The sequence below is a fragment of the Actinophytocola glycyrrhizae genome (assembly GCF_042653545.1).
Lineage (GTDB): Bacteria > Actinomycetota > Actinomycetes > Mycobacteriales > Pseudonocardiaceae > Actinophytocola > Actinophytocola glycyrrhizae.
In genome coordinates this window covers 126,567-153,351 of record NZ_JBHSIS010000008.1, presented here as the reverse complement: position 1 = coordinate 153,351, position 26,785 = coordinate 126,567, and the positions used below count along the sequence as shown (strand labels likewise).

Sequence of the window (26,785 nt, the reverse complement as noted above, 5' to 3'; positions counted from 1 at the left end):
CAGGTTCGGTGACCGAGGACCGGAGGTCTGACGCTGATCTCATCGCCGCCGTGCGGCGCGGTGACTCAGCGGCATACGGCGAGCTCTACGAGCGGCACCTGCACGCCGCGAAACGGGCCGCGGCGTGTCTGTCCAGCACGGCCGCGGAAAGGGAGGACCTGGTCGCGGACGCGTTCACCCGCGTGCTCCGGGTGCTGCGCGACGGCGGCGGCCCGGCGGAGGAGTTCCGCGCCTACCTTCTCGTCACGCTGCGCAACGCCGCCATCAGCGGGTCGCGGGGCGCGAACGTGTCGCTGTACGCCGATGTGCCCGAGACCTACCTCCCCCGGCCGGGTGGCGATCCGGTGCTGAGCCGGTGGGACGCGAACGCCGCCGCGAGCGCGTTCGCGAGCCTGCCGGAGCGGTGGCGGACCGTGCTGTGGCACACCGAGATCGAGGACGAGTCGCCCGCCGAGATCGCCCCGCTGCTCGGGCTGCGGCCCAACGGCGTCGCCGCGCTCGCGTACCGCGCGCGGGAAGGGCTTCGGCAGGCGTACCTGCGCGCGCACCTTCCGGACGTCGAGAGCCGCGAGTGCCGTGCGACGGTGTCGAAGCTCGCCGGGTGGGTGCGCAGCAGCGTGCCGGACCCGCTCAGCCGCAAGATCAGCAGGCATCTCGCGCGGTGCTCCGACTGCCGTGCCCGAGCCGACACGCTCGCCACGGTCAACGCCGAGCTGCGGTCGTCGGTGGCGCCGCTGCTGCTCGGCGCGTCCCTGGCCGCCGCCTACCTGCCTGCCGCCGCGCCCGCGACGGTCGCGAAGACGTTGGTCGCCAAGGCGGCCGCGTTGATCGTGATCGCCGCGACGGCCGTGACCACCGTGGCGTCGTCGCCGGAGGTCGCCGCGTGCGATCCGCTGGCCCCGGTGCCCGCGCTGGCCGATCCGGTGTCGGAGCGGGAGATGACGATCCAGGGGCCGGTGCCGTCCGGGCGGCCGACGATGGTGCTGGCGCCCGTGGAGCCACCGGCGACCTCGACCGCTCCTGTGGTTCCGGCCGCCCCGGCGGTCCCGGCTGCTCCGGCGGCGAAGCCGGGCGGTGGCGCCTTGCCCGAGCAGGCCGCCGACCGGGCCGAGCAGGCGAAGGGCAGTTCGAACGCCGCCGACCGGGCCACCGAACAGGCCGAGACCAACGCGGAACGCAAGGCCGGGAAGGACGCGGCGAAGGCGGAGCGCAAGGCGGAGAAGGACGCCGCGAAGGCGGAGCGCGAGGCGGCCAAGGCGGAGGAGAAGGCGGACAAGAACGGCGGGCAGGGCCGGTGACGGCGGGATCGAGGTTCGACGCGCTGGTCAGCGGGCTGGACTACCCGATGTACATCGTCACGGCCGCCGCCGGGGACCGCAGGGCGGGGTGCCTGGTCGGGTTCGGGTCGCAGTGCGGCATCGACCCGCCGCGGTTCATGGTCTGGCTGTCGAAGAAGAACGAGACCTACGAGGTCGCCTGCTCCGCGCGCACCCTGGCGGTGCACGTGCCGAGGGCCAGGGACCACGCGCTGGCGGAGCTGTTCGGTGGCGTGACCGGCCGCGAGCGGGACAAGTTCGCGCAGGTCGAGTGGCGGCCGGGCCCGGAAGGGGTGCCACTGCTGGCGGACTGCGACCAGTGGTTCGTCGGCACCGTCCTGTCCCGCCACGACACCGGCGACCACGAGGGCTTCCTCCTGGCCCCGGCAGCAGCAGGCGAAGCCCACGGCGCCCCCCAACTCCCGTTCCAGCAAATCCGCAACCTCCCCCCAGGCAACGCCCCCTAACCCCACAACCCACAAACCCCACCCAAACCCGCGAGTCCCCGGTTCAGAACCCGCGAGTCCCGGTTTCGGGACCCGCGAGTCCCCGGTTCAGAACCCGCGAGTCTCCCGTTCGGGACCCGCGAGTCTCCCGTTCAGGACCGTCGAGTTGGCGGTTCGGGTCTGCGTGGGGGCCGTCGGCTCGGCGGTCCTGAACGGGAGACTCACCGGTCCTGAACCGGGGACTCGCGGGTTCTGAACGGGGGACTCGCGGGGTGGTGGGGTCTTTTGGTGGGTGGGTGGGGGTGGCGAAAGTTTCGGGGGTGGGTGCTGGGGGTAGGAAAGCCTTTTCCTTGGGAAAAACTGACGCTACGCTCCGAGTCATGGATCGGCGCGACTTCCTGCGGTCTGCCGGAACCACGGCGGCAAGCGGTTACCTGCTGGCCGCGACGGCAGGCGCCGCCGTCGCGACTGATCGTCCACAGTGGAGCGAACACTGGCGCGCCTACCTGTCGAACCCCGACGCCCACCCGCGCATCCCCAATGTCTCCTACGCCGGTTACCGGCGCGGCGAACTGCCGTTGCCCCGGCCCGGTGTGCGGGCGAGCGTGACCGCGTTCGGCGCGGCAGGCGACGGCGTCACCGACTGCACGGCCGCGTTCAACGCCGCGGTCGAGCGGGTCGGCGCCGACGGCGGCGGCACCGTCTACGTCCCGCCGGGGACCTACCTGCTCACCGGCGTCGTGTGGGTGCACCACAGCCGGGTCGCGATCCGCGGCGCCGGGCAGCACCGCACCCGCCTGTACTTCGACCGGTCGCTGACCGAGTGCTACCGCCCGGCGGCGCGCAACGAGTGGTCGTGGTCCGGCGGCCTGGTCTGGTTCATCCCGCGCGAGCTGCGGGCCGCGCTGGAGGTGAGCGGGTTCACCGGCAACGAGGGCTGGCTGGACAACCGGGACCTGGCGACCGTCACCGCCGACGTGCCGCGTGGCCGCCGCCGCGTCCCGGTGTCCGACCCGTCGGCGTTCCGGACCGGCGAGCACGTGCTGCTGCTCGCCGACAACACCCCCGACAACACGCTGCTCGCGCACCTCGCGGGCGACGTCCCCGGCGCCGCGACCTACCCGTGGGAGACCGCGGCGAAGCGCCTGCGACCGGAGCTGACCACGTGGCCGCTCGCCGTCAACTTCGCGCGGTACCGGTTCCCCGTGCAGGTCCACCGGGTCGAACGGGACGCGGTCGTGCTCGCGCAGCCGCTGAAGACCGACCTGCGCACCGGCTGGTCGCCCCGGTTCGCCACGCTCGGCCCGGTGGTCACCGAGTCCGGCATCGAGGACCTCGCGATCGAGATGCGGCAGGTGCCGCAGACCGCGCACCACCTCGACCCCGGCTTCAACGGCCCGCACTTCCAGGCCGCGCTGAACTGCTGGGTGCGCGACGTCGACCTGTGGCACAGCGACAACGGCTTCGGCTCGACGACCACCAAGGGCGTCACGATGACCGGTGTGCGCGTCGGCGGCCGCGCCCGCCACCACACGTTCGTCTGCCGCGTGCAGACCCATGACCTGCTGGTCGACCGCTTCGAGATCCGGCGGGCCACCACCCCGCTCGCCCCGGGCGCCGCACACCACGGCATCAACACCGAGGGCTTCTCGTCGGGCAACGTGTGGTCGAACGGCACCATGGAGGGCACGTTCGACTCGCACCGCGCGCTGCCGTTCGAGAGCGTGCGCACCGCGATCACGGTCACCAACAACGGCACCACCGGCGGCGCGGGCGACGCCGGGCCGCGCTGGGGCGCGCGGTTCTGCCACTGGAACGTCGACGTGCTCGGCGGCCGGTCGCACGGTGTCCGGCTGGAGGAGCACGCCCCGTACAGCGCGGTGGTGGGGGTGCGCGGCACCGCCGGGCCGACCGACCACCCGGAGGACTTCACCGGCGAGCTGTCCTCGGTCGTCGACGCGCTCGACGAGGCGGTACTGCCGGTGAACCTGTACGAAGCCCAGCTGCGCCACCGGTTGCGTGGCACGACATAGGAGCGTTGCGATGCGTAGGACAACGAGGTCGGCCTTCGCGGTGACGGCGGTGCTGGCCGTCGCGCTGGCGTGCGGCGCGCCGGAGACGACGGCACCGGCGAACGCGCCGAGCTCGGTGCCGGACAAGCCGTCGGCACCGGTCGAGCTGAGCATTCTCGACGTGGCGGGCAACCTGCAGCTGACGCAGGGCATGATCGACGAGTTCGTGGCCGAGCACCCGAACATCGTCAGCGCGGTCAACTACACGAAGTCGACCGCGCCGGAGATGCCCGGCAAGTTGCAGGCCGAGCAGCGCGGCGGGTCGTCGCAGACACATCTCGTGCTCACCGGCACCGACGGGCTCGCGTCGGTGATCGAGCAGGAGCTGGTGCTGGAGCTGTTCCCGGACTTCGAGTCCCGCTTCCCGGACCTGACCGAGAACTACCTGCCCGCGGCGGCGGACATGCAGGAGCTGGCGCAGGGGCAGGGGATCACGGTCACGTTCTACCCGTCGGGCCCGCTGCTGGAGTACGACCCGAACGCCGTCGCGGACCCGCCGTCGAGCACCGGCGAGCTGCTCGACTGGGCGAAGGCCAACCCCGGCAAGTTCCAGTACGCGCAGCCCGCCAACTCCGGCCCCGGCCGCACGTTCCTGATGGGGCTGCCCTACCTGCTCGGCGACGAGGACCCCAAGGACCCGGTCGACGGGTGGGACAAGACGTGGGCGTACCTGGCGGAGCTGGGCAAGTACGTCGACTACTACCCGACCGGCACCACCGACACCATGAAGAACCTGGCCAACGGCACGGTCGACGTCGTCGCCACCACCACCGGCTGGGACATCAACCCGCGCGTGCTCGGGACCGTGCCCGCACACATGAAGACGACCACTCTGGACGGTTTCCACTGGGTCACCGACGCGCACTACGCGGTCGTGCCACGCGGGGTGTCGGAGGACGTGCTCTCGGCGACCCTCGCGCTGATCGAGTGGATGTTGCAACCGGAACAGCAGGCGAAGGCCTACGACAAGGGCTACTTCTACCCGGGACCCGCGGTGAAGGACGTGACGCTGGACATGGCGCCGCAGGAGTCGCGGGACGCGATCGAGAAGTTCGGGCGGCCCGAGTACGACCGGCTCATCGAGGACAACCCGCAGGAGACCTCGCTCCCGGCCGAGCAGCAGGTGGCGGCGTTCCAGCGCTGGGACCGGGAGATCGGCAGTGGTAAGACGAAATGAGCTTCGCCGAACTCCACATCGACCGGGTCAGCAGGGCGTTCGGTGAGCACATCGCCCTGCGGGACCTGGAGTTGACGATCAAGGGCGGCGAGTTCGTCGCGCTGCTGGGGCCCTCCGGCTGCGGCAAGTCGACCGCGCTCAACTGCCTCGCCGGGCTGCTGCCGCTGACCGGCGGACAGATCCTCCTGGACGGCAGGCGGATCGACACGCTGCCGCCGGAGAAACGCGGCTTCGGCATGGTGTTCCAGAACTACGCGCTCTTCCCGCACATGTCGGTGCGGCGGAACGTCGCGTTCGGACTGTCCATGCGCAAGGTCGCCCGCGCGGAGCGGGAACGGCGGGTCGACGAGGCGCTGCGGCTCGTGCAGCTCACCGACCACGCGACGAAGTTCCCCGCGCAGCTGTCCGGCGGGCAGCAGCAGCGGGTCGCGATCGCGCGCGCCATCGTGCTGGAACCGCGGCTCGTGCTGATGGACGAGCCACTGTCCAACCTGGACGCCGCGCTGCGCCTGGAGATGCGCTCGGAGATCAGGAGACTCCACCAGACGCTCGGCCTCACCACGGTGTACGTGACGCACGACCAGGAGGAGGCGCTCGCGCTCGCCGACCGGCTGGTCGTGCTGCGGGACGGCCTCGTCCAGCAGATCGGCTCGCCGGAGGAGGTGTACGCGCACCCCGCGAACCGGTACGTGGCCGGGTTCATGGGCTACCGCAACCTGCTTCCGGTCACCATGTCCACACAGGACACCGTGGTGGGCAACGGTTTCACGCTCGCCGGGATCAACCGCGACGGTCTCACCGAAGGTGGCGCGGTCGCCGCGTTCCGGCCAACGGACGTGACCGTGGCCGACGCCGACGGCGAGAACACCGTGCGGGCGGCGGTGGAGATCGTGGAGTACCACGGCCGCGAGCAGGCCGTCGAGGCGCGGCTGCCCGGCGGCGAACCACTGCACGTGCGCACCGAGAGCCGTCTCGCGCCCGGCGACGAGGTGCTGTTCCACGTGCCACGCGAGCGGGTCCTGGTGTTCGCGCCGTGACCGTGACCGCACCGGAGAAGGCGCAGGGGAAACCGAGTGTGAGACACCGCCTGGCCGAACGCGGGGTCGACCGGACCCTGCTGCTGCTCGTGCCCGGCGTGCTGTTCGTGGTGCTCCTGTTCGCCTACCCGGTCCTGTACGGGCTCCAGCTGTCGTTCCAGCCGGCCGAGGGCGGCGGCCCGTTCGCCAACTACGCCAGGTTCTTCTCCGATCCCTACCTGTTCGACACGATCTGGATCACCCTGCGGCTCGCGCTCCCCGCCGCGCTGATCAACGTGTTCGCGTCGATCCCGATCGCGTACCGGATGCGGGGGCGGTTCCGCGGCAAACGGCTGCTCACCACGATCCTGGTCGTCCCGATCACGCTCGGCACCGTGCTCACCGCCGAGGGCCTGATCCGCTACCTCGACCCGGTCGGCTGGTTCAACAAGATCCTCGCCCTGTTCGGCGCGGACGAGCCCGCGCGGCTCGTGCACAACTACTGGGGCGTGCTGTTCTCGCTGATCATCACCGGGTTCCCGTTCGCGTTCCTGCTGACGCTGTCGTACCTGTCCGGCATCGACCCGACGCTGGAGCAGGCAGCGGCGACCCTGGGCGCGGACTGGTGGCACCGTTTCCGTTACATCACGCTGCCGCTGCTCGCCCCCGGCCTCGCGATCACGTTCTGCCTGACGTTCGTCCTCGCGTTCTCGGTGTTCCCGTCGGCGTACCTGGTCGGGCTGCCGCAGGGGGAGACCCGCGTGATCTCCATCGCCGCCTACGAAGCGGCGTTCCGGGACAGTGACTACCCACTCGGCTCCGCCATCGCGATGATCATGGCGGCCGTGATGCTCGCGGTGATCGGGCTGGTGCTGCTGTGGCGGGCCCGGCTCTACCGCGGCGCGACGGGAGGCAAGGGATGAAGCTCACCGTCGGCGCGTGGCTGGTGTGGGGCGCGGTCGCGTTCTTCCTGATCAACCTGTTCGGGCTGGTCGCCTCGGTCGTGGTGAACTCGTTCGCCACGCAGTGGTTCGGCACGTGGTGGCCCGCCGGGCTGACCACGTCGTGGTACTCGACGGCGTGGGCCGAGATGAACCTGCTCGACGTGCTCCTCGTGACGTTGCAGGTCGCCGTGGCCGTCGTGGTGCTGTCGGTGGTGATCGGCGTGCCGACCGCGTACGCGCTGGCCAGACGCACCTTCCCCGGCAAGAAGCTCGTGACCGTGCTGTTCCTGCTGCCGATCCTGATGCCGCCCATGACCTACGGCATCCCCCTCGCGACCGTGCTGTACAAGTTCGACCTCGCGGGCGGCATCGCGGGCGTGGTGATCGCGAACCTGGTGCCGTCGGTGCCGTTCGTGGTGCTGACGATGACCCCGTTCATCGAGCAGATCGACCAGAAGATCGAGTCCGCCGCACGCATGTGCGGTGCGAACACGGCCGCGGTGTTCGGCCGGGTGCTCGCGCCGCTGCTGGTGCCGGGCATCCTGGCCGCGTCGATCCTCGTGCTGGTCCGCACGGTCGGCATGTTCGAGCTGACGTTCCTCACCGCGGGGCCGGGCAGCCAGACGCTCGTGGTGTCGTTGTACGAGGCCATGTTCTCGGCGGGCATCCGCGCGCAGCAGGCCGTGGACGCCATGGCCGTGATCTACACCGGATCCATGCTCGTCCTCCTGGTGATCGCGCTACGGTTCGTGAACCCGACGCAGCTCGTCACCAGGCTGAAGGAGTAGGCATGCGGCTGACCGGCCACGCGTACCCGTGGGACGTGCTGGGCGACCCGGGTTTCCCGGCCCGCGCGGAGGGCGTGGCGACGGTGGCACTGGCAGCCGCCTACCACTCGGTCAGGGCCGCGACCCCGCTGCACCCGAAGCACCAGCTGGTGAACGCGTCCTACGCCGCGCTGTACCGGCCGGTGCGGCCGGACGTGTGGCGGGGACGGCGCCTGCGCCCCAGGGAGCCGGAGTGGATGTCCACACCCGACTCGTGGGACCGCGCCGCCGAGGTGCTGCGCGCCGAGGGGCTGCGGGTGTCGGCGTGGGTCGTGCTGACGCACAACACGAGGCTGGGCACGGAGTTCCCGGACGTGGCGGTGGTCAACTGCTTCGGCGACCGGTACCCGTACGCGCTCTGCCCGTCCCACGAGGAGGTGCGGACCTATGCGGCCACGCTCGCGGCGGAGGCGTCGAAGGGCGCCGACGAGGTGTCGCTCGAGGCGTGCGGCCAGCTCGGCCTGACCCACGGTTCCCACCACGAGAAGACCGACAACGCGTGGACGGCGACCGCCCAGCGGTGGCTGTCGGTGTGCTGCTGCAAGGAGTGCCAGAAGGGCTGGTCCGAACGCGGCCTCGACCCGGTGTGGGTGCTGTCGACGCTGCGGGAGGCCGTGCGCACCCCGGCGGAGGTGCCGTTCGCGGACGAGCTGCTGGCCACCCGCCACGCGGCGACCGACCTGCTGCGCGCCGAGGTCCTGGCCCGCATCGAGGTGCCGGTGACCCTCCACGCGCACCCCGACCCCTGGGTGACGGGCGCGTCACCCGGCCGCACCCCGACGACCGGCGAGGACGTGTCGGCGCTGGTCGTGCCCGCGTGGCCGGTGGACAGCGCTCCGGTGGTGAAGGCCGCCGCCGGGACCGGCCGCCCGGTCGACGCGTACGTGACGGTCCTGGGGTCCGAGGACGGCCTCACCGACCATGCCCGTCGCGTGGTGGAAGCGGGTGCGACCGGCCTGGCGATCTACCACCTCGGCCTTGCCCCGTCGACGCGCCAGCCGCTGATCAGGGCGATGGCGGCGGCTGCTTGCTTGGCTTGAGCACCCCACTTCCGCCGGTTGTCCGGCGACACGCGCGGCACACTAGACGATTGATTCCGTGAAGATCATGTGAAGTGGCCCGGCGTACGGACCCGTCATCAGGGCCGATGCCGTGAAAGGCGTGTTCACGGCACAACGAGTGCCGTCAATGGGCCATTCAGGGCGCCCAGCGCCCTGAACGCGCCTTTCAGGGCATTACCGCGCCGTCAACGCGCCTTTCACAGCACCAGCCCGGGCGCTACGCGCCCCGGGCCCGCGCAGCGGGCCCTGCCTGCGCAACCCTGACGGTGGCGCAAGCCCACCAGCAAGGGGCTCCCTGCCATCCCGAACCCAACCGCCGCCGACCCGCCCCTCCGCCACCCCGGAGACCTGCCCGTCCGGCGAGGACAAAACCCCACAACACCAACCGCAGCCAGCACACGACGACCTACTCACACCGACTTCACGGAATCAATCATCTAGCCGATCCAGTAGCGGCACGTGCCCGCGACGACGTTCTCCAGCGCACCGCCGCACTTCTCGATCACGCGCCGGGACGGCTTGTTCGTGCGGTCGCACGTGAGCAGCGCGCGGGGCACGCCGTGTGCGCGGGCCACCGTGAGGCTCTGCCGCAGGATCTCCGTCGCGTAACCGCGGCGGCGGTGGGCGGGCAGCACGCAGTAGCCGATGTGGCCGCCGACCGCCGCCAGCTCGGCGTTCAGCTCGAAGCGGACCGACGTGCGGCCCACCAGCTCGCCGTCGACCTCGGCGAGCAGGAACGACGCGGGCACCCGGCCGAACGACCGGTCGCCCGCCTCGATCTCGGCCAGTCTGCGCAGGTAGTACCGCCACGACAGCCCGGATAGCCCGAGCCCGAACACGTGGCCCTCGTCGGCGAGCAGTGCGTGTGCGCGGCGGAACTCCTGCTCGTCGGCGATCACCGGTGGGCGGAGCGTCAGAGCTGGAAGTGCCATACGACCATCACCGGGATGCCCGCGTCGGCGGCGGCCGTCGCCTCCGGCACCAGCGCCGCCAGCGACCACGGCCACACGTCCCACGGGCCGGGGTCGGTCGCGCGCTCCCCGGCGGGCGGGTCGAGCAGCGGCTCGACGCACCGCCGCACCCGGAACCCGGCGGCGAGCGCGGCACGCACGTAGTCGCCGACCAGGTGCCGGTGCGCGGGCACGCGGACCGGTCTGCCCTCGGCGTCCCGCAGCGGCGGGACCGCGCCGCGCAGCACCCGCTCGGGGTGCATGTCGGCGATCACCACGTGCCCGCCCGGCCGCAGCACACGCGCGAACTCGGCCAGCACGGGACCGAGCGAGGGCACGTGTGTGAGCGCGAGCCCGCACGTCACGAGGTCCACGGCGGAGTCGGCGACCGGCAGCGCGGTCACGTCCCCGACCCGGAAGTCACCCGCGGGCAGGCGGGTGCGGGCGTGACCGAGCATGTCCGGCGACGCGTCGACCCCGATCACCTGGTGCCCGCGCGCGGTGAGCAGCGCCGCGTACCGGCCGGTGCCGCACGCGGCGTCGACGGCCGGGCCCGGCGGCAGCTCCGCCAGGATCTCCGCGAGCACCGGTTCGTCCACGTCGAACGCCGAGTTCGGACCGTCGTACGTCGGTGCCCACAGCCCGTACCCGTCGACGGTGGTGACCGGTGTGGACGTCACGCCCTCGGTCAGCGCCGGGTCGTCGAGCAGCTTGCGGATCTCCTCGATCCGCGCCTCGACGAACTCCCGGTCGTGTTCCCCGCCGAAGGCCCGCAGCAGCGCGAGCCCTTCCATCCCCAGAACGTAAGAAAGCGGCTGTTCATACCCCACCCGGCCAGGCTAACCAGCCTACGCCGATCGGACGACCGAATTACCCCGCGCCCACCGGCAGGGCTGGACTGCCCTGAAAGGCGCGTTCAGGGCGCTGGGCGCCCTGAACGCGCCTTTCAGGGCGTTGAGGACCCGGTGTTTATCTCCACCAGGACGGTTGCCGCCTCCGCCGCCGCATGGGCCAGCAGCTCGGCGACACGGGCGTCGCCGGTCAGGTTCGGGTTGCCGTCCGCGACGAGCCCGCGCGCCAGCTCCGCCACCCGGCCCGCCACGGCCGCGATGTCCTTCGGCACCTCGGTCGCCGCGCGCAGTGCGGCTTTCCTCGCCTCGCCCTTCGCCGCCAGGTACGCCGTGTAGGCGTCGGCGTCGGCGTCGGCCAGCCGCAGCAGGTCGGCGCGCAGTTCGTCCGCGGTCGCGGCCAGCGGCTCGTCGGCGCTGAACCGCGCGGCCATCGCCACCAGCGCGGCGGCCGAGGCGGCGGTCGTCGCCGCCACCGCCCCACCGCCGGGTGCCGCCGTGCGGGCCGCGACCGCCGCCAGGAAGGACTTCACGACAGCCCGACGATCTCGCCGTCGGCGTCCAGGTCGATCCTCGTCGCCGCCGGTGCCGCGCCGAGGCCCGGCATGGTCCGCATGTCGCCGCAGATCGGGTACACGAACCCGGCGCCGACCGACGCCCGCACCTCGCGGACCGGCAGCGTCCACCCGGTCGGCGCGCCGAGCAGCTTGGGGTCCGACGAGATCGACAGGTGCGTCTTCGCCATGCAGACCGGCAGCTCGCCGTAACCGTTGCGCTCGAAGCGGTCCAGCTGCCTGCGCGCGGCGGGGGAGTAGCTGACGCCGTCCGCGCCGTACACGCGTGTCGCGATCGTCTCGATCTTCTCCCGCAGCGGCGCCGCCGACGGGTACAGCAGCTGGAACTCGCTCGGCTCGTCGGCGGCCGCCGCGACCGCCTCGGCCAGCTCGACCGCGCCGGCGCCGCCGTCGGAGAAATGGGTGGACACCGCGACCTTCGCGCCCATCTCCTCGGCGATCTCGCGGATCACGGCGTGCTCGGAGGCGAAGTCGCCGGGGAACGCGTTGATCGCGACGACCGGGGAGACACCGTGCATGCGGATGTTCTCGATCTGCTTGCGCAGGTTCGCCGCGCCCGCGTGCACGTCGTCGGGATTCTCCTTGAGCAGGTCCTCCGGCAGCGGCTTGCCCGCGACGATGCGGAACTTGCCCGAGTGGGCCTTGAGCGCACGTACCGTCGCGACCAGCACGGCCGCGTCGGGTGCCTCGCCGGAGACCCGGCACTTGATGTTGAAGAAGCGCTCGGCACCCATGTCGGCGCCGAACCCGGCCTCGGTGATGAGGTAGTCGCCGGTGCGCAGCCCGATCAGGTCGGCGACGACGGACGAGTTGCCGGTCGCGATGTTCCCGAACGGTCCGCAGTGGACCAGCACGGGCGTGTTCTCCACGGTCTGCATGAGGTTCGGCTTGATCGCCTCCCGGAGCAGGACGGTCATCGCGCCCGCGGTGTCCAGCTGCTCCGCGGTCACCGGTTCCCCGTCGGCGGTGTACCCGACGACGATCCGCCCGAGCCGCGCCCGGAGGTCGGCCAGCCCGGTGGTCAGCGCGAGCGCCGCCATCACCTCGGACGCGGCGGTGATGTCGAACCCGGTCTGCCTGGTCACCCCGTCGGCCTTGGCGCCGAGCCCGACCACGACGTTGCGCAGCGCCCGGTCGTTCATGTCGATCACCCGCCGCCAGGTGATCTCCCCCGGGTCGAGCCCGAGCGCGTTGCCCTGGTGGAGGTGGTTGTCGACCATCGCGGCGAGCAGGTTGTGCGCGGCCGTTACGGCGTGCATGTCGCCGGTGAGGTGCAGGTTCAGCAGCTCCATCGGCACGACCTGGCTGTACCCGCCGCCCGCCGCGCCGCCCTTGATGCCCAGCGTCGGCCCCATCGACGGCTGCCGCACCGCGATGGTCGCCCGCTTCCCGACGTGGGAGAACCCCTGGCCAAGCCCCACGGTGGTGGTGGTCTTCCCCTCCCCGAGCGGCGTCGGAGTGATGGCGCTGACCAGCACGTACTTGGCTCTCGGCGCGTCGCGCAGCTCCTCGATCGCGCCGAGCCCGACCTTCATCACGTCCCGCCCGTAGGGCTCCAGCAGGTGCGGTGGCAACCCCATGTCGGCGGCGATGTCGTCGATGGGCTTGAGCTTCGCGCCACGCGCGATCTCCAGATCGGACGGGAAGGCCATGTGTGCTCCTCGGGGTCGCCGGTGTGCTGCCGTCAGTCAACCAGCGAGCGCCAGGAACAGAGCCTCCGCCGTGCGCTTTCACGGCACAACCAGCGCCGTGAAAGGCACATTGACGGCGCTGAGCGCCGTGAACGGCCCATTGACGGCATCGCGGAACCAGGGCGAAGCGACCACCCGAAAACGATCACCCAAAGGTTTACTCGAAACGCCGATATATCGCCCCCCGTCCGGTTAAGCTACGTCGTAGCGCAGCGAACAAAGGGGGGCGGGAATGGATCAGTTCTATGTGCAACTGGATCGTCTCGACGATATCGGGAAGACCCGGTTGCCCGGTATCGCCGCGTCGATGACAGCCGCCGGTGCGCGGCTCGAAGAGGCCATCGGCTGGATCACGCGCACCTTCGACACCGAGGGGCGGTCGTACGACCAGGGGCGGTGGGACGCGGAGCAGCCCTACCAGTCGTACCTGTTCTGGCGGCCGGGGAACGAGTGCTTCTACGCCATGGACTTCATGCGGCGGATCGTCGACGACAACCGCGAGAACGTCGAACTCGCCGCGCAGGCGGTACGGGAGATGGCTCTCCGGTACCGCCAGGCCGACGGCCAGGCGTGACGGGGGGATATGCATGGATCCCGACTGGGCCGGCCGGATGGCCGACCTGAACGAGAACTTCCAGGCGATTCTCCGGGAACACGACGAGGACGGCATCGGTGATTCGGCGCGGCTTTACCACCGCATCGACCGGGCCTTCAACCTTTTCAGCTGCGGCGAGGGCTTCGCGGCCGAGAAAATGATCAGCAGCCTTGGCCTCGCCAAGGGGGAGCTGGCCAAGGAGAAGGAAGAGAACTTCAACGGCATACACAGGGACATGGAAGGCTGGCAGGGTGCCGCGGCCGACCAGTTCCTCGACTGGGTGAACCAGCTCGAGGGCGGTGTCAACGTGATGACCGACCGGATCGACACCCTGCTGATGATCCTCCAGGCGCACAACACCCTCGTGGTGAACATGCGCGCGGACGTGCTGGACCTCGTTCAGAAGACACTGGACGGCGTCGCCGCCGCGGAGACGGACGGCTGGGAGGTCGGCATGACGGTCGCCGGGGCCGTCGCCGGTTTCGCCGCGGGTGTCGCGGGCTCGGTCGGTGTGCTGCCTGCCTGGGCCGTGCTCGGCACGATCGCGATGAACATGGCGGCCGGTGCGCCAGGAGTCGCCGTGGCGGTGAACGAGGCCGCCGACGAGCTCGGTGTGATGGTCCGGTTCGTCGACTCCGCCGAGGGCATGCTCGACGCGATCGACATCGAACGGCTGCGGATCGAGAAGGCGTTCCGGGAACTCGCCGCGTCGATCACCAGTGATCAACTGGTGTGGGTGCGCCCGGACCGGCCGGACGTGATCACCGCGCCCGACTTCCAGCCCGGCGCGTTCGGCATGGAGGAGGACGACCAGGCCGGGCACCCGCTGCCCACCGACACCTCCGACCTGGTGCCGGAGCCGGAGAGGAAGCCGGACGGTCAGTTCGACCGCACCACCGGCGCCGACGGCGAATCACACGATCGCTACGTCGAGCAGGGGCCGGCATGAGCGACGAACACAGCGTCGGCGCGTTGAACGACCGCGCACGCCGGTTGAGTGACGAGGCCGCGCACGTGTACAGCGTGACCAGGCGCCGGAAGGAAGCCCTGCGGGCAGCCGAGGCGCGCGCACTGAAGGTCAGCGGCGAGGCGGCTTCCCACGACGGTTCCGTGCGAGCCAGGGTGGACGCCGGCGGCATGCTGACCGAACTCGTGCTCACCGACAAGGCACTGCGGTCCGGTCCTGGCGAGCTCGCCCGCCTCGTGACCACGGTGACCCAGCGGGCCGCCGCTGATGCCAGGTCGAGCGTGCGGGACACGTACGACCGGCTGCGCGACGAGGGGATCGTGCGGGGCGTGCCGGTGCTGCTGCCGGCACCGCAGACGGAAGCACCCCAGCGGCCCGGGAAACCGGAGGAAGAGGCGTCCTACGAGGAGCGTTCCGTCGTCCGAAGGCGGGGACCCCGGTGACCCGGGCCCGCGGGACGACCGCCTTGCTGGCAGTGCTGCTGGGTGTCGTGCTCGGCGGGTGCGGCTCATCGGAGGCACCGCCTCCCACCACGAGCACGGCGGCCACCCCGGCCGCCGACGAAGGCCTGCGGCCGGTGCGGATGACCGGTGGCCGCGCACTGGGCTACGTCCAGGACGACACGGCGTCCCAGATCCTGTGCCAGGTTCTTGGCAGGCAGCAGTGGGAACAGCTGCTGTCAGGCCCGGTGGGTCGGCGACCGTCTCCCGGCGCGGGGTGCCGGATAACCACCGGACACGGCATGGTCGACCTGTCGTTCCGGGGCGAGAACGCCGCGTTCGCACCGTCGGCGACCGTCGCGGACCGGCCGGCCACGGTGGAACAGAACAGCTTCGGCATGTCCGTGTTCACCCTGGTGATCGCGGACGACACCCCAAGGCCGCTCCTGCGGCTGGAGATGGTCGCCTACGACGACGGGCCGGGACAGGACGTCGGCACGCGCGTCCTCGACGAGATCGTCCCGTTGCTCACGAAGGACGGGGAACCACTGCCCGAGATCGACGATCAGGGGAACCTCGCGTACGCGGGAACACCGTTGACGGCCGACGAGTTCGTCGACCTGCCGACGCCGGTGCAGGCACTGCAGCTGTGCACCGTCCTGCAGGAGCAGCTGGGCATCCAGGCAGAGCACGTCCGCGTGGACGCGACCGGCAGGTGCACTCTCTCGACAGCTCAGGGGCCGGTGGCCGTCGAGGCACAAGCGGCCAGTCGTTCCGGCGACTTCACGAACCGGATCGCGGGGCGCCCCGCGTGGACGCCCGCGGACCCACCCGTGGCGACGGTCCTGCTCCGCGACGACACCGACGTCGCCCTGTACGTGTCCTCCCCGGACTCGGTCGGGCTCGCCGAGCAGCTCGTGCCGTTGCTGACCGGTTAGACGACCACCGCGCGCAGGCGGGACGCGACGTCCTCGGGGAGCACGTCGGTGATGAACGCGCCCATGCCGGTTTCCGACCCTGCCAGGTACTTCAGCTTGTCCTCGGCGCGCTGGATCGACGACACCTGCAGGTGCAGGTAGGCGTGTTCGCGCAGCGGGTCGGACACCGGGGCCTGGTGCCACGCCGCCACGTACGGGAGTGGCTGGGCGTACAGGCCGTCGAGCCTGCGCAGCACGTCCAGGTACAGCACGGCGAAGTCGTCGCGTTCCTCGCCGGTCAGGGACGGGATGTCGGGTACGCGGCGGTGCGGGTAGACGTGGACCTCGACCGGCCACCGGGCGGCCGCAGGCACGAACGCGGTCCAGTGGGTGGTGGTCGCCACCACGCGGATGCCCGAATCGCGTTCTCCCGCAAGGAGGTCGGTGAACAGGTTGCGGCCGGTGCGGTCCGCGAAACGAGCGGCGTTGCCCAGCATCTGGCGGCTCTTCGGGGTGACGAACGGGTACGCGTAGATCTGCCCGTGCGGGTGCCCGAGCGTCACCCCGATCGCCTCGCCGCGGTTCTCGAACGGGAACACCTGCTCCACGCCGGGCACCGCGGCAAGCGCGCTGGTGCGGTCCGCCCACGTGTCCACCACCAGCCGGGCGTGTTCCGGCTTGAGCGTGGCGAACGCGGCGTCGTGGTCGCTCGTGAAGCACACCACCTCGCAGCGGCCCACGCCTGGGCGCTGCGTGACCAGCGGCGGCAGGTCCGGTCCCGCGCCGCCGACCGCGTGGGTGGACAGCGAGGGGAAGCGGTTCTCGAACACCACCACGTCGTAGTCCGGCGACGGGATCTCCGTGTGCCGGTCGGGAGTGGACGGACACAGTGGACAACTGTTGGCCGGTGGGTGGTAGGTCCGGCTCTGCCGGTGCGCGGCCAGGATCACCCACTCGTCGAGCACCGGGTCGTGCCGCATCTGCGAGGCCGTCGACACCGGGTCCAGCTTGCGCGGGTCGTGCTGCTCCCTGGCCGGTGCGGTGTCGTGGTCGAAGTAGATGATCTCCCTGCCGTCGGCCAGGTGTGCCGTGGTGCGCTTCACGATGACGCCCCTTCCCCCGCTGCGTGGCGTCGCGGTGTCCGATGGTTCGCTGCGCGGGCTCCGCTCACCGGGCCGCCTCGACGTCGACGATGCGCAGGTCCTCGACCAGTTCGGCAAGCGCCTCGCGGCCGTCGTTCGGCAGGCCGTCGTCGGTGATCACGATGTCGGCGTCGGAGAGCCGGGCGATCGTCGAAAGGCCGACCGTGCCCCACTTGGTGTGGTCGGCGAGCACGACGAGCCTGCGCCCCGCGGCGACCAGCGCGCGGTCGGTGTCGGCCTCGAGGAGGTTCGGGGTGGTGAACCCGGCCGTCTCCGCCATGCCGTGCACCCCGAGGAACACGATGTCCAGGTGCAGTTGCGCGAGCGCGGACACCGCGATCGGGCCGACCAGCGCGTCCGACGGCGTGCGCACCCCGCCGACCACCACCACGTTCTGGTCGGTGCGTGGTGGCGCGTGCAGCACGTCCGCGACGCGCAGGGAGTTCGTGACGATCGTGAGCCCGTCGACCGCGCGCAGCGCGTGCGCGAGCGCCCACGTCGTGGTGCCCGCGGACAGCCCGACCGCGGTGCCGGGGGAGACCAGTTCGACCGCGGCGCGCGCGATCGCCTCCTTCTCCGGCTGCTGCCGCAACGACTTCGCCTCGAAGCCGGGCTCCTCGGTGCTCGCGGCCCTGGCGCGGGTCGCGCCGCCGTGCACCTTGTCCAGCAGCCCCTGCTGGGCGAGTGCGTCCAGGTCCCTGCGGATCGTCATGTCGGAGACGCCGAGCATCTGCGCGAACTCGATGACCCGGACCGCGCCCCGCCTGTGGATCTCCTCGACGATCCGGGCTTGCCTCTCCGCTGCCAGCATTGCCTCTCCCAACCGGTAGGGCACCCCCCGAGTCGGTCGCCGACCCAATCATAAACCGACTCATTCGCACAGGCGCAGACGCCGGCATGCACACCCCCGGTCTGTCGACCCCACCGGTCGCTTCCTGGGGCAATCCTCGTACTGATCCGTGCCGCGCGCCTGTTGATCCGACGTTCGTGTCGATACCGTGCGTAGTCCATGTTGACATATGTGCGCACGTGCGGGAAGTGGGAAGATCGCGCGCCCGGCCGGACGCGGTGGAGGACGAAGGCGGTGACCCCGTCCCCCACCGCACCGGCCGGTCCCGATGTGCGGTGAACACCGGGACCGAAGCCCCGTCGCCCGGCCAAGGCGACAGTGGTCGGTAATGGTCCAGACCATATCTCCGCCCGTTCCCCGGCGGCAAGGGCGTTCGGAGATGGGATGTCTACGGAGGGTGAGGCAGGTGTCGGTCCGATGAACGGGCCAGGTCACGAAAGTACCACCGGTTTGGCTTCGGCCTCTTGACAGGCGCGTGGGCGGCCCGCAAGGGTTTCGATTCTGAGAGGTCCCGTTCACAAGTGTTGGTTTCTGGCCGCTCCCTGAGGAGGCGCACAATGATGAGCCCTCGTACGTTCGGTGCAGGCGGCGTCTCCGCCATCAACGTCGGACGGCGCACGCTGTTGAAGGGGATGCTCGGCGCAGGGGCGCTCGCGGGCCTCTCCGCATGCGGCGGTGGCGACGGCGGCGGTGGTGGCGGCGATGTCACGCTCGGCTCGAACTGGTCCGACGACGTGCCGAAGAAGGCCATCGCGGACGTGGTGAAGGGCTTCACCGGCGGTGGCGTCAAGATCAACACCATCGACCACAACTCCTTCCAGGAGAACATCAACAACTACCTGCAGGGCGGCCCGGACGACGTGTTCGGCTGGTTCGCCGGCTACCGCATGCAGTTCTTCGCCGAGCAGAACCTGGTCGGCGACATCAGTGACGTGTGGGCCGAGATCGGCAGCGGTTTCTCCGACGCCATGAAGCAGCAGTCCACCGGCGCGGACGGCAAGCAGTACTTCGTGCCGCTGTACTACTACCCGTGGGCCGTGTTCTACCGGAAGAGCGTCTTCGCCGAGAAGGGCTACGAGACGCCGAAGACCATGGACGAGTTCGTCGCGCTCGCCACGAAGATGAAGTCCGACGGTCTCAACCCGATCGCGTTCGGCGACTCCGACGGCTGGCCCGCGATGGGCACCTTCGACTACCTGAACCTCCGCATCAACGGCTACGACTTCCACCGCGAGCTGATGGCGGGCGAGAAGCCGTGGAACTCGGGTGAGGTCAAGGCCGTCTTCGACGCGTGGCGCGAGATCCTGCCCTTCCACCAGCCCGACGCGCTCGGCCGCACCTGGCAGGAGGCGGCGCAGTCGCTGCTGAACAAGGAGTCCGGGATGTACACCCTGGGCATGTTCGTCGGCCAGCAGTTCCCGGAGGGCGCCGAGCGCGACGACCTCGACTTCTTCCCGTTCCCCGAGATCGACCCCGCGATCGGCTCCGACGTGGTCGAGGCGCCGATCGACGGCTTCATGATGGCGGCCCGCCCGCGCAACCCCGACGGCGCGAAGGAACTGCTCTCCTACCTCGGCACCGCGAAGGCGGAGGACATCTACCTCGAGTCCGACCCGAACAACATCGGCGCGCACAACGACGCGGACAAGAGCGGCTACAACGCCCTGCAGCAGAAGGGCGAGCAGCTCGTCAGCGGAGCCAAGTCGATCTCGCAGTTCCTCGACCGCGACACCCGGCCCGACTTCGCCTCCACGGTGATGATCCCGTCGCTGCAGGAGTTCATCAAGAACCCCGACGACGTCGACGGGCTGACGAACAGCATCGAGGACCAGAAGAAGTCGATCTTCGGTGGCTGACCTGATGACCAGGCCGGGGCGCACACGGACCAGGTCCGGTGCGCCCCGGTCGAAGCACGCGCGCACCCTGTCCACGATGGACAAGCTGACCGTCGTGCTGATGGTCGCGGTCCCGGCGCTCATCGTCGTGTCCCTGGTGTGGTTCCCCGCGATCTCGACGATCGTGCTCTCGTTCACCGACTGGAACGGCATCGGCAACATCGCCGACATGAACTTCGTCGGCACGCAGAACTACGTCGACGTCACGACGAACTACCCGCCGTTCGGCCCCGCGATGGAGCACAACCTCATCTGGCTGGTGGTGTTCTTCCTCGGGCCCACCCTGCTGGGGATCTTCCTCGCCGCGCTGCTCGACCGGGAGATCCGCGGCAGCCGGATCTACCAGAGCATCTTCTTCCTGCCGGTCGTGCTGTCGCTCGCGCTGATCGGCTTCATCTGGCAGCTGATCTACTCGCGCGACCAGGGTCTGCTCAACACCGTGCTCGGCACCCAGACCGACTGGTTCGGCGACCCGGACATCAACCTGTGGGCCGTGCTCGTCGCGGCCGGGTGGCGCCACACCGGGTACATCATGCTGCTGTACCTGGCGGGTCTCAAGGCGGTCGACCCGGCGCTGCGGGAGGCCGCCGCCGTCGACGGGGCGGGCGAGGTGCGCACGTTCTTCCAGGTCATCTGGCCGGTGATGCGCCCGGTCAACATCGTGATCCTGGTGATCACGGTGATCGAGTCGCTCCGCGCGTTCGACATCGTCTGGGTGATCAACAAGGGCCGCAACGGGCTGGAGCTGATCTCCACACTGGTGACGCAGAACGTGATCGGTGAGGCGAGCCGCGTGGGCTTCGGGTCCGCGCTCGCCACGATCATGATCGCGATCTCGACCGTGTTCATCGTGATCTACCTGATCCAGGTCATGCGGGAGCAGCGATGACGGCGGCGGTGGGACGGCGGCGCAGGCCCGGACGCGTCGTGTTGCGGGTGTTCCTGACGGTCATGGCGGTCGGCTGGCTCTTCCCCGTGGCGTGGGCGTTCTACAACTCGTTGCGGGACTACGACTTCACGTCGACGCACGGGTACTTCTCGTTCGGTGGCTTCACGTTCGACAACTACGTCAACGCCTGGTCGCGCGGCAACTTCGGGCAGACCTTCTACAACTCGATGATCATCACGATTCCGTCGGTGGTCATCACGCTGCTGCTCGCCTCGTCCGCCGCGTACGTGCTCGCACGCTACAGCTTCAGGTTCAACCTCGCGCTGCTCGCGTTGTTCACGGCCGCGAACCTGTTGCCGCAGCAGGCATTGCTCGTGCCACTGTTCCGGATGTTCCTCAACGTCGAGGTGCCGTTCTGGTTCAGCGACTCCGGCTCGCTCTACGACACGTACTACGCGGTCATCGCGGTGAACATCGCGTTCCAGACCGGGTTCTGCACGTTCGTGCTGAGCAACTACATGAAGACCATCCCGAAGGAGATGACGGAGGCCGCCCTGGTCGACGGCGCGGGCGTGTTCCGCCAGTTCTGGCAGGTCGTGCTGCCGCTGTGCCGCCCAGCGCTCGCGGCGCTGGCGACCCTGCAGATCACGTGGGTCTACAACGACTTCTTCTGGGCCGTCGCGTTCATGCGGACCGGCGACAAGTTCCCGGTGACGTCGTCGCTGCAGAACCTGCGCGGCCAGTTCTTCACCGACTACAACCTGCTGTCCGCGGGCTCGGTGATCGTCGCCATCCCCACGCTCGTGATCTTCTTCCTGCTGCAGCGGCACCTGCGTGCCGGTCTCACTCTGGGAGCCACCAAGGGATGATCGTCCACCTGCGCGCCGACACGGTCAGCGTGGTCGTCGACGCACGCGGCCTGCCCTCGATCGTCCACTGGGGCGCGCCGCTGCCCGACCTGTCCGAGGAGGACCTGCTCGCGCTGGCGGACGAGGCCGTCTCGCCCATCCCGAACAACGCACCGGACGTGCCCATCCCGATCGGGCTGCTGCCCTCGGCCCGCCAGGGCTACCCGGGACGGCCGGGCCTGCGGGGACACCGCGCGGGCGGCGACTGGCTGCCCTCGCTCACCCGCACGTCGGTCGCCCGGTCGGCGTCGGGAGCCGTGATCGACACCGAGGGCGGCGGGCTCGCCGTGCGGTCCACGGTGGAACTGGCGCCCTCGGGGGTGCTGCGGGTCCGGCACGAGATCAGGAACGACGGGTCCCACGCCTACACCCTGGACGGCGTCGAGACCGCGCTGCCGGTGCCCGCGCAGGCAAGCGAGCTGATGGACTTCCACGGCCGGTGGATCCGCGAGAAGCACCCACAGCGCAGGCACTTCGACCTCGGCTCGTGGGTGCGGGAGAGCCGCCGCGGCCGCACCGGGCACGACGCGACTCCCGCGATCCTGGCCGGCACCAGCGGTTTCGGCTTCCGCACGGGCGAGGTGTGGGCCGTGCACGTCGCGTGGAGCGGCAACCACGTCACCTACGCGGAGCGGGTCCACGAGGGCCGCGGCGTGCTGGGCGGCGGTGAGCTGCTGACCAGCGGCGAGGTGGCCCTCGCGCCGGGGGAGACCCACACGTCGCCGTGGCTGTACGCCGCGTACTCCGGCGCCGGGATCGACGGGATCACCTCGGCGTTCCACCAGTGGCTGCGTGCTCGGCCGTCCCACCCGGTGCGGCCGCGGCCGGTCGTGCTGAACACCTGGGAGGCCGTGTACTTCGACCACGACCTGACCCGGCTCAAGGGGCTCGCGGACGTGGCCGCGCGGATCGGCGTCGAACGGTTCGTGCTGGACGACGGCTGGTTCTCACACCGCAGGGACGACACGGCGGGCCTCGGCGACTGGTACGTCGACGACGGCGTGTGGCCCGACGGGCTGGCGCCGCTGATCTCCCACGTCACCGGGCTGGGCATGGAGTTCGGCATCTGGGTGGAACCGGAGATGGTCAACCCGGACTCCGACCTGTTCCGCGCGCACCCGGACTGGGTGCTGGCACCCGGCGACGGCACGCTGCCGCCGACCTCGCGCAACCAGCAGGTGCTGGACCTCGCGAACCGGGCGGCGTACGCGTACCTCCTGGACCGGCTCGACGAACTGCTGCGGGACAACGACGTGCGGTTCGTGAAGTGGGACCACAACCGCGACATCATCGGTGCCAGGGCACACGAGCAAACGCTTGCGGCGTACCGGTTGCTCGACGAGCTGCGGACCCGGCACCCCGGGGTGGAGATCGAGAGCTGCTCCAGCGGCGGCGGCCGGACCGACCTGGAGATCCTGGCGCGCACGGACCGCGTGTGGGCCAGCGACTGCAACGACGCGCTGGAACGGCAGACCATCCAGCGGTGGACGGCGTTGCTGCTGCCGCTGGAACTGATCGGCGCGCACGTCGGCCCGCCGCGGTCGCACACGACCGGCCGCACCCAGGACCTGTCCTTCCGGGTGGCGACCGCGTTGTTCGGGCACTTCGGCATCGAGTGGGACATCGCGTCGGCGTCCCCCGCCGAGCAGGAGGCACTGGCGGAGGCGGCGGCGTTCTACAAGTCGGTGCGCGGGCTGCTGCACACCGGCACGCTCGTGCGCGGCGACCTGGCGGACCCGTCGGCGACGCTGACCGGTGTCGTGTCCGACGCGGAGGCGCTGTACTGCTACGCGCAGCTCACGTCGTCGGCCGCCACGGTGCCGCCACCGGTCCGGCTGCCGGGCCTGGACCCGGCGCGCCGGTACGCGGTGACACCGGTGACCCCTGGCGGCGCGCCGCGCACACAGCAGGTCCCGGCGCCGACCACCGGGACACGGGTCCTGTCCGGCCGCGTCCTGTCCGAGGTGGGAATCCGCCCGCCGGTGCTGATGCCGGAACAGGCGTGGCTCGTCCACCTGATAATGACCGGGTGAACGCGACGATCAGGACCTACCAGCGGGCCGACGAGCAGGTGTTGTACGACATCTGCCTGCGGACCGGCGACAGCGGCGAGGACGCGACGGACCTCTACCGGGACCCGAGGCTGCTCGGCGAGGTGTACGTGGGCCCGTACCTGCGCTTCCCGGCCGCGCTGGCCCTGGTCGGCGACGAGGACGGCGTGGCGGGCTATGTGCTCGGCGTCCCGGACACCGTGGCGTTCGAACTGTGGTGCGAGCAGTCGTGGTGGCCCGCGCTGCGGACCCGCTACCCGCTCGGCACGTTCCCGGCCGAGTCCCCTGACGACCGGATCGTGCGCCTGATCCACCACCCGCCGACCGCGAGCCCGGACGTGGTCGAACGCTTCCCCGCCCACCTCCACATCGACCTGCTGCCCCGCCTCCAGGGCAGGGGCGACGGCAGGCGCCTGCTGACCGCGCTGTTGGACGGCCTCGCCTCGGCAGGCGCACCGGGCATCCACCTCGGCGTGGCCCGCGCCAACGAACGCGCGATCGGCTTCTACAAGCGAATGGGCTTCACCGAGACAGAGGCGTACACACACTCGCTCGTGATGGCCCGCCCGCTGTGACCCGGTGCCGTGGTCAGATGCCCAGGTGTGTGGCCAGCCGGTCCGTGTGGGTGTCCGCGTCGCCGAAGGCCAGGGCCGATGACATGGCGTGCCGGGTGTAGTGGTGCAGGTCGTGTTCCGCGGTGAAGCCGATCGCGCCGTGGACCTGGTGGCCCAGGGCGCAGACACGTTCGTAGGCCTCGCTCACCCACGACTTCGCCACCGACACCTCCACCGACGCGTCCAGCTCACGCGACAGCCGCCAGATGGCCTCGTAGGCGATGAACCGGGCGCTCATCACGTCGATCGCCATGTTCGCGCAGTGGTGTTGCACCGCCTGGAAAGCGCCGATCGGTTTGCCGAACTGCTCGCGTTCCTTGGCGTACTCGACCGTCCTGTCGAGCACCGCCTGCGCGCCGCCCACCATCTCGGCGCACGTCGCCGCCGCCCCGTAGGCCTCGATGGGGCCCGCGACGACCGGTTCTCCGGAGACGGAGCCGTACGTCACGCGGTACGTCGGGGCCGGGCCCACCACCGTCACCGGGGTGTGTTCCGCCTCCGAGGTCAGCACCAGGCCAGACGGCGTCGCCACCAGCAGCGCCGCCGCCTCGGCCGCCCACGGGACCAGTGCGCCGCTGAACGGCACGTACGCGAACACCTCGCCGGTGCCGACCCGGGGACGCAGCGACGGGACCGCCATGCCGCAGATCAACGAGGACAGGTACGGCACCGGAACCCGCGCCCGGCCCAGTTCCTCCGCGATCAGGCACGCCTCGAGGAAACCGAAGTCCTCGAAGGGCAGTGCCTGCCAGCCGAGGTCGGTGATCTCCTTCCACACGTCCTGGCCCGCGCGGCCCGCGAGGAACTCGCGGGCCGTCCGCTGGACCATCTGCTGGTCCTCGGTGAGCGTCAGGTCCATCAGCGCCTGCCGGGGATCTTGTCCGAGCGGACCCACACGCCGGGGCGCTCCTCCCAGAACAGCTGCACCAGCACACCGCCGGTCTGCTTCGGGTGGACGAAGGTGTGCTTCCACCGCGCGCCGTCGGTGACCCCCTCCTCGTCGTCGAACGTGGGGATGTCGTGGTGGCGGCAGGCGTTCAGCGCCGCGTCCCAGTCGGCGACCTGGAAGGTCACGTGGTGGGCGGCGGGACCGTTGCGGGAGAGGAACTTGTCGATGAACGACTCCTCACCCCTCGACGTGATCACCTCGAGGCAGATGCTGGAGCCCGGCACGTTCAGCACCAGGTCGGCCATGTCCGGGTGCTCGTCGTCGGCGGTGCGCCACACCTCCACCGCGCCGAGCAGGTCCCGGTACCACGCGGACAGCTCGTCGCGGTCCGGGAACGCCTGGCAGACGTGGTCCAGGTTCACGATGCCGAGCGTCGGTCCGTCCACGGGGGACGCGGGCACCGCGACGGCGGCCTCGTCACCGGTCATGGTCAGGGTGCCGGGGCCGCGGAGGCGGAACAGCACGCCGGGGCCGTGTGCCGGCGGGGACAGCGACGCCTCCACCCACTTGCCGGGCACGCCGTCGGTGACCTTGATGCCGCGTTCGTCCAGTTCGGACATCGCGGCGTCCAGGTCGGGGACCTCGGCGCCGATGTGGTGCAGGCCGGGGCGGCCGCCGTGGTCGTCCAGCCAGCGCTGGATCGGCGAGTCGTCACCCGAGGGGGCCAGCACCTGCCAGGTGTGGCCCCACGTGCCGGGGATCTCCAGCCGGGCGCCGCGGACACCGGCCGCCGGGTTGTCCCACTTGTGCGTCGCGCGGAAGCCGAACAGCTTCTCCAGCAACGCCACCTGGGGCTCCAGCGCGGGAACCGCCTGTGCGACATGGTCTATCCGGTAGATCTGCATTGCGCGGCTCCTTACTGAGCGTAGCTTGCGGAGCGAACGTCGTTTCAGCTCGGGTGCGGCTCGATCCAGTCGTACTCGTTGTCGACCAGTTCCTTGACCAGCCGCAGGTTGTAGCGGTTCATGGCGCCGATCCGCTCGGCCAGAGCCGCGACCTGCTTGTCGAACTCGTCGGCCGGGAACACGCTGTTCACCAGGCCCAGTTCCAGCGCGCGGGCCGCGTCGAGCTGGATGCCGGTGAACAGCATCTCCTTCGCCCGCGCCTTGCCCACGCGCTTGGGCAGCCGCTTCACCCCGCCCCACCCGGGTGCGGAACCGCCGACCTCCGGCTGGTCCGGGTCCGGCTCACCTTTCATGTACTTGGGCTGGTACGGCGGCCGCGCCGACAGGGTGATCTCGACCAGGCCCATCTTCGCGTTGTCCGCGCACACGATGAAGTCCGCCGCCAGCGCCAGTTCGAGCCCGCCACCGACCGCGTAGCCGTGCACGGCCGCGATCACCGGCACCGAGAGCCGCTCCAGCATGGAGAAGGTCTTCTCGCCGAGCCTGCCCTGCTCGATGCGTTCCCTCTTCGTCAGGCCCTCGGACCACTTCAGGTCCATGCCTGCGCAGAACGCCCGCTCACCGGCGCCGCGCAGCACGACGGCGTGCACGTTCTCGTCGTCGTCGGTCTCCGTGCAGAACCGCCGCAGCTCGGTCATCGACTCCGGCGTCAGCGCGTTCAGCTTCTCCGGCCGGTTCAGCGTTAGCCACGCGACCCGGTCCTCGATCCGGACATCCAGCGTTTCGTATGTCATGTTTCC

Annotated in this window: 26 protein-coding genes; 17 read left to right on the top strand and 9 right to left on the bottom strand. The window is 70.5% G+C overall.

The window, feature by feature from the left end:
• The first annotated feature begins 8 nt into the window (after positions 1-8).
• The 8 genes from ACFPCV_RS19245 to ACFPCV_RS19210 all read left to right on the top strand — a co-directional run bounded on the left by ACFPCV_RS19245 (position 9) and on the right by ACFPCV_RS19210 (position 8,838).
• A complete protein-coding gene (locus ACFPCV_RS19245) occupies positions 9-1,298 on the top strand; it encodes an RNA polymerase sigma factor (protein ID WP_378057612.1) in 1,290 nt (429 codons plus the stop codon).
• Positions 1,295-1,783: a flavin reductase family protein gene (locus tag ACFPCV_RS19240; RefSeq protein ID WP_378057611.1), complete on the top strand. Its 489-nt coding sequence runs from the start codon at positions 1,295-1,297 to the stop codon at positions 1,781-1,783. Before ACFPCV_RS19245 ends, ACFPCV_RS19240 begins: the two co-directional genes overlap by 4 nt.
• A 359-nt stretch (positions 1,784-2,142) precedes the next feature.
• Positions 2,143-3,795 (top strand): glycosyl hydrolase family 28-related protein, encoded by a 1,653-nt coding sequence (locus ACFPCV_RS19235; RefSeq protein WP_378057610.1) that lies wholly within the window; start codon positions 2,143-2,145, stop codon positions 3,793-3,795.
• A 10-nt stretch (positions 3,796-3,805) separates the two neighbouring features.
• Positions 3,806-5,011: an extracellular solute-binding protein gene (locus ACFPCV_RS19230; protein WP_378057609.1), complete on the top strand. Its 1,206-nt coding sequence runs from the start codon at positions 3,806-3,808 to the stop codon at positions 5,009-5,011.
• The gene (locus ACFPCV_RS19225; protein ID WP_378057608.1) at positions 5,008-6,048 is read left to right on the top strand and encodes an ABC transporter ATP-binding protein; all 1,041 of its coding nucleotides are present in this window, start codon (positions 5,008-5,010) and stop codon (positions 6,046-6,048) included. Before ACFPCV_RS19230 ends, ACFPCV_RS19225 begins: the two co-directional genes overlap by 4 nt.
• A gap of 38 nt (positions 6,049-6,086) precedes the next feature.
• Entirely contained in the window at positions 6,087-6,950 is an 864-nt protein-coding gene (locus ACFPCV_RS19220; RefSeq protein ID WP_378057607.1) for an ABC transporter permease, read from the top strand.
• A complete protein-coding gene (locus tag ACFPCV_RS19215) occupies positions 6,947-7,759 on the top strand; it encodes an ABC transporter permease (RefSeq protein ID WP_378057606.1) in 813 nt (270 codons plus the stop codon). The genes ACFPCV_RS19220 and ACFPCV_RS19215 overlap by 4 nt, the downstream gene beginning before the upstream one ends.
• A 2-nt stretch (positions 7,760-7,761) precedes the next feature.
• On the top strand, positions 7,762-8,838 hold the full coding sequence (locus ACFPCV_RS19210; RefSeq protein WP_378057605.1) for a hypothetical protein: 1,077 nt from the start codon (positions 7,762-7,764) through the stop codon (positions 8,836-8,838).
• A gap of 458 nt (positions 8,839-9,296) precedes the next feature.
• On the opposite strand, the gene ACFPCV_RS19205 is transcribed toward ACFPCV_RS19210, so the two are convergent.
• The 4 genes from ACFPCV_RS19205 to ACFPCV_RS19190 all read right to left on the bottom strand — a co-directional run bounded on the left by ACFPCV_RS19205 (position 9,297) and on the right by ACFPCV_RS19190 (position 12,884).
• The gene (locus ACFPCV_RS19205; RefSeq protein ID WP_378057604.1) at positions 9,297-9,791 is read right to left on the bottom strand and encodes a GNAT family N-acetyltransferase; all 495 of its coding nucleotides are present in this window, start codon (positions 9,789-9,791) and stop codon (positions 9,297-9,299) included.
• Positions 9,773-10,603, bottom strand: a complete 831-nt coding sequence (locus ACFPCV_RS19200) for a class I SAM-dependent methyltransferase (RefSeq protein WP_378057603.1) — start codon at positions 10,601-10,603, stop codon at positions 9,773-9,775. The genes ACFPCV_RS19205 and ACFPCV_RS19200 overlap by 19 nt, the downstream gene beginning before the upstream one ends.
• Before the next feature lie 152 nt (positions 10,604-10,755).
• Positions 10,756-11,190 carry a cyclodeaminase/cyclohydrolase family protein gene (locus tag ACFPCV_RS19195; RefSeq protein WP_378057602.1) on the bottom strand — a complete coding sequence of 145 codons (435 nt, stop codon included), beginning with the start codon at positions 11,188-11,190 and terminating at the stop codon, positions 10,756-10,758.
• Entirely contained in the window at positions 11,187-12,884 is a 1,698-nt protein-coding gene (locus ACFPCV_RS19190; protein ID WP_378057601.1) for a formate--tetrahydrofolate ligase, read from the bottom strand. The genes ACFPCV_RS19195 and ACFPCV_RS19190 overlap by 4 nt, the downstream gene beginning before the upstream one ends.
• 271 nt (positions 12,885-13,155) lie before the next feature.
• On the opposite strand from ACFPCV_RS19190, the gene ACFPCV_RS19185 reads away from it, so the two are divergent.
• From ACFPCV_RS19185 to ACFPCV_RS19170, 4 genes are read left to right on the top strand one after another with little or no spacing between them, the layout of a single operon-like run.
• Positions 13,156-13,497: a hypothetical protein gene (locus tag ACFPCV_RS19185; protein WP_378057600.1), complete on the top strand. Its 342-nt coding sequence runs from the start codon at positions 13,156-13,158 to the stop codon at positions 13,495-13,497.
• Positions 13,498-13,510: 13 nt separating this feature from the next.
• The gene (locus tag ACFPCV_RS19180) at positions 13,511-14,467 is read left to right on the top strand and encodes a hypothetical protein (RefSeq protein WP_378057599.1); all 957 of its coding nucleotides are present in this window, start codon (positions 13,511-13,513) and stop codon (positions 14,465-14,467) included.
• Entirely contained in the window at positions 14,464-14,928 is a 465-nt protein-coding gene (locus ACFPCV_RS19175) for a hypothetical protein (RefSeq protein ID WP_378057598.1), read from the top strand. Before ACFPCV_RS19180 ends, ACFPCV_RS19175 begins: the two co-directional genes overlap by 4 nt.
• Positions 14,925-15,863 carry a hypothetical protein gene (locus ACFPCV_RS19170; protein WP_378057597.1) on the top strand — a complete coding sequence of 313 codons (939 nt, stop codon included), beginning with the start codon at positions 14,925-14,927 and terminating at the stop codon, positions 15,861-15,863. Before ACFPCV_RS19175 ends, ACFPCV_RS19170 begins: the two co-directional genes overlap by 4 nt.
• On the opposite strand, the gene galT is transcribed toward ACFPCV_RS19170, so the two are convergent.
• Together galT and ACFPCV_RS19160 are read right to left on the bottom strand one after the other, a co-directional pair.
• On the bottom strand, positions 15,860-16,945 hold the full coding sequence (galT, locus tag ACFPCV_RS19165) for a galactose-1-phosphate uridylyltransferase (RefSeq protein WP_378057596.1): 1,086 nt from the start codon (positions 16,943-16,945) through the stop codon (positions 15,860-15,862). The two genes, ACFPCV_RS19170 and galT, sit on opposite strands and share 4 nt — an antisense overlap.
• A 64-nt stretch (positions 16,946-17,009) precedes the next feature.
• Positions 17,010-17,795 (bottom strand): DeoR/GlpR family DNA-binding transcription regulator, encoded by a 786-nt coding sequence (locus tag ACFPCV_RS19160; RefSeq protein WP_378057595.1) that lies wholly within the window; start codon positions 17,793-17,795, stop codon positions 17,010-17,012.
• A 596-nt stretch (positions 17,796-18,391) separates the two neighbouring features.
• Here ACFPCV_RS19160 and ACFPCV_RS19155 point away from each other — a divergent pair.
• From ACFPCV_RS19155 to ACFPCV_RS19135, 5 genes are read left to right on the top strand one after another with little or no spacing between them, the layout of a single operon-like run.
• Complete coding sequence (locus tag ACFPCV_RS19155; protein ID WP_378057594.1) at positions 18,392-19,690, top strand: ABC transporter substrate-binding protein; 1,299 nt, start codon at positions 18,392-18,394, stop codon at positions 19,688-19,690.
• Positions 19,683-20,618, top strand: a complete 936-nt coding sequence (locus tag ACFPCV_RS19150; protein ID WP_378057592.1) for a carbohydrate ABC transporter permease — start codon at positions 19,683-19,685, stop codon at positions 20,616-20,618. Before ACFPCV_RS19155 ends, ACFPCV_RS19150 begins: the two co-directional genes overlap by 8 nt.
• Positions 20,615-21,487, top strand: a complete 873-nt coding sequence (locus tag ACFPCV_RS19145) for a carbohydrate ABC transporter permease (RefSeq protein ID WP_378057591.1) — start codon at positions 20,615-20,617, stop codon at positions 21,485-21,487. The genes ACFPCV_RS19150 and ACFPCV_RS19145 overlap by 4 nt, the downstream gene beginning before the upstream one ends.
• Positions 21,484-23,559 carry an alpha-galactosidase gene (locus tag ACFPCV_RS19140; protein WP_378057590.1) on the top strand — a complete coding sequence of 692 codons (2,076 nt, stop codon included), beginning with the start codon at positions 21,484-21,486 and terminating at the stop codon, positions 23,557-23,559. Before ACFPCV_RS19145 ends, ACFPCV_RS19140 begins: the two co-directional genes overlap by 4 nt.
• The gene (locus ACFPCV_RS19135) at positions 23,556-24,152 is read left to right on the top strand and encodes a GNAT family N-acetyltransferase (RefSeq protein WP_378057589.1); all 597 of its coding nucleotides are present in this window, start codon (positions 23,556-23,558) and stop codon (positions 24,150-24,152) included. The genes ACFPCV_RS19140 and ACFPCV_RS19135 overlap by 4 nt, the downstream gene beginning before the upstream one ends.
• Positions 24,153-24,165: 13 nt before the next feature.
• On the opposite strand, the gene ACFPCV_RS19130 is transcribed toward ACFPCV_RS19135, so the two are convergent.
• Genes ACFPCV_RS19130 through ACFPCV_RS19120 form a run of 3 tightly spaced genes read right to left on the bottom strand, consistent with a single transcriptional unit; the run spans position 24,166 to position 26,779 of the window.
• Positions 24,166-25,050 carry an acyl-CoA dehydrogenase family protein gene (locus tag ACFPCV_RS19130; protein ID WP_378057588.1) on the bottom strand — a complete coding sequence of 295 codons (885 nt, stop codon included), beginning with the start codon at positions 25,048-25,050 and terminating at the stop codon, positions 24,166-24,168.
• Entirely contained in the window at positions 25,050-25,985 is a 936-nt protein-coding gene (locus ACFPCV_RS19125; RefSeq protein WP_378057587.1) for a VOC family protein, read from the bottom strand. The genes ACFPCV_RS19130 and ACFPCV_RS19125 overlap by 1 nt, the downstream gene beginning before the upstream one ends.
• Before the next feature lie 44 nt (positions 25,986-26,029).
• Positions 26,030-26,779: an enoyl-CoA hydratase/isomerase family protein gene (locus tag ACFPCV_RS19120; RefSeq protein ID WP_378057586.1), complete on the bottom strand. Its 750-nt coding sequence runs from the start codon at positions 26,777-26,779 to the stop codon at positions 26,030-26,032.
• Between the last annotated feature and the right edge of the window lie 6 nt (positions 26,780-26,785).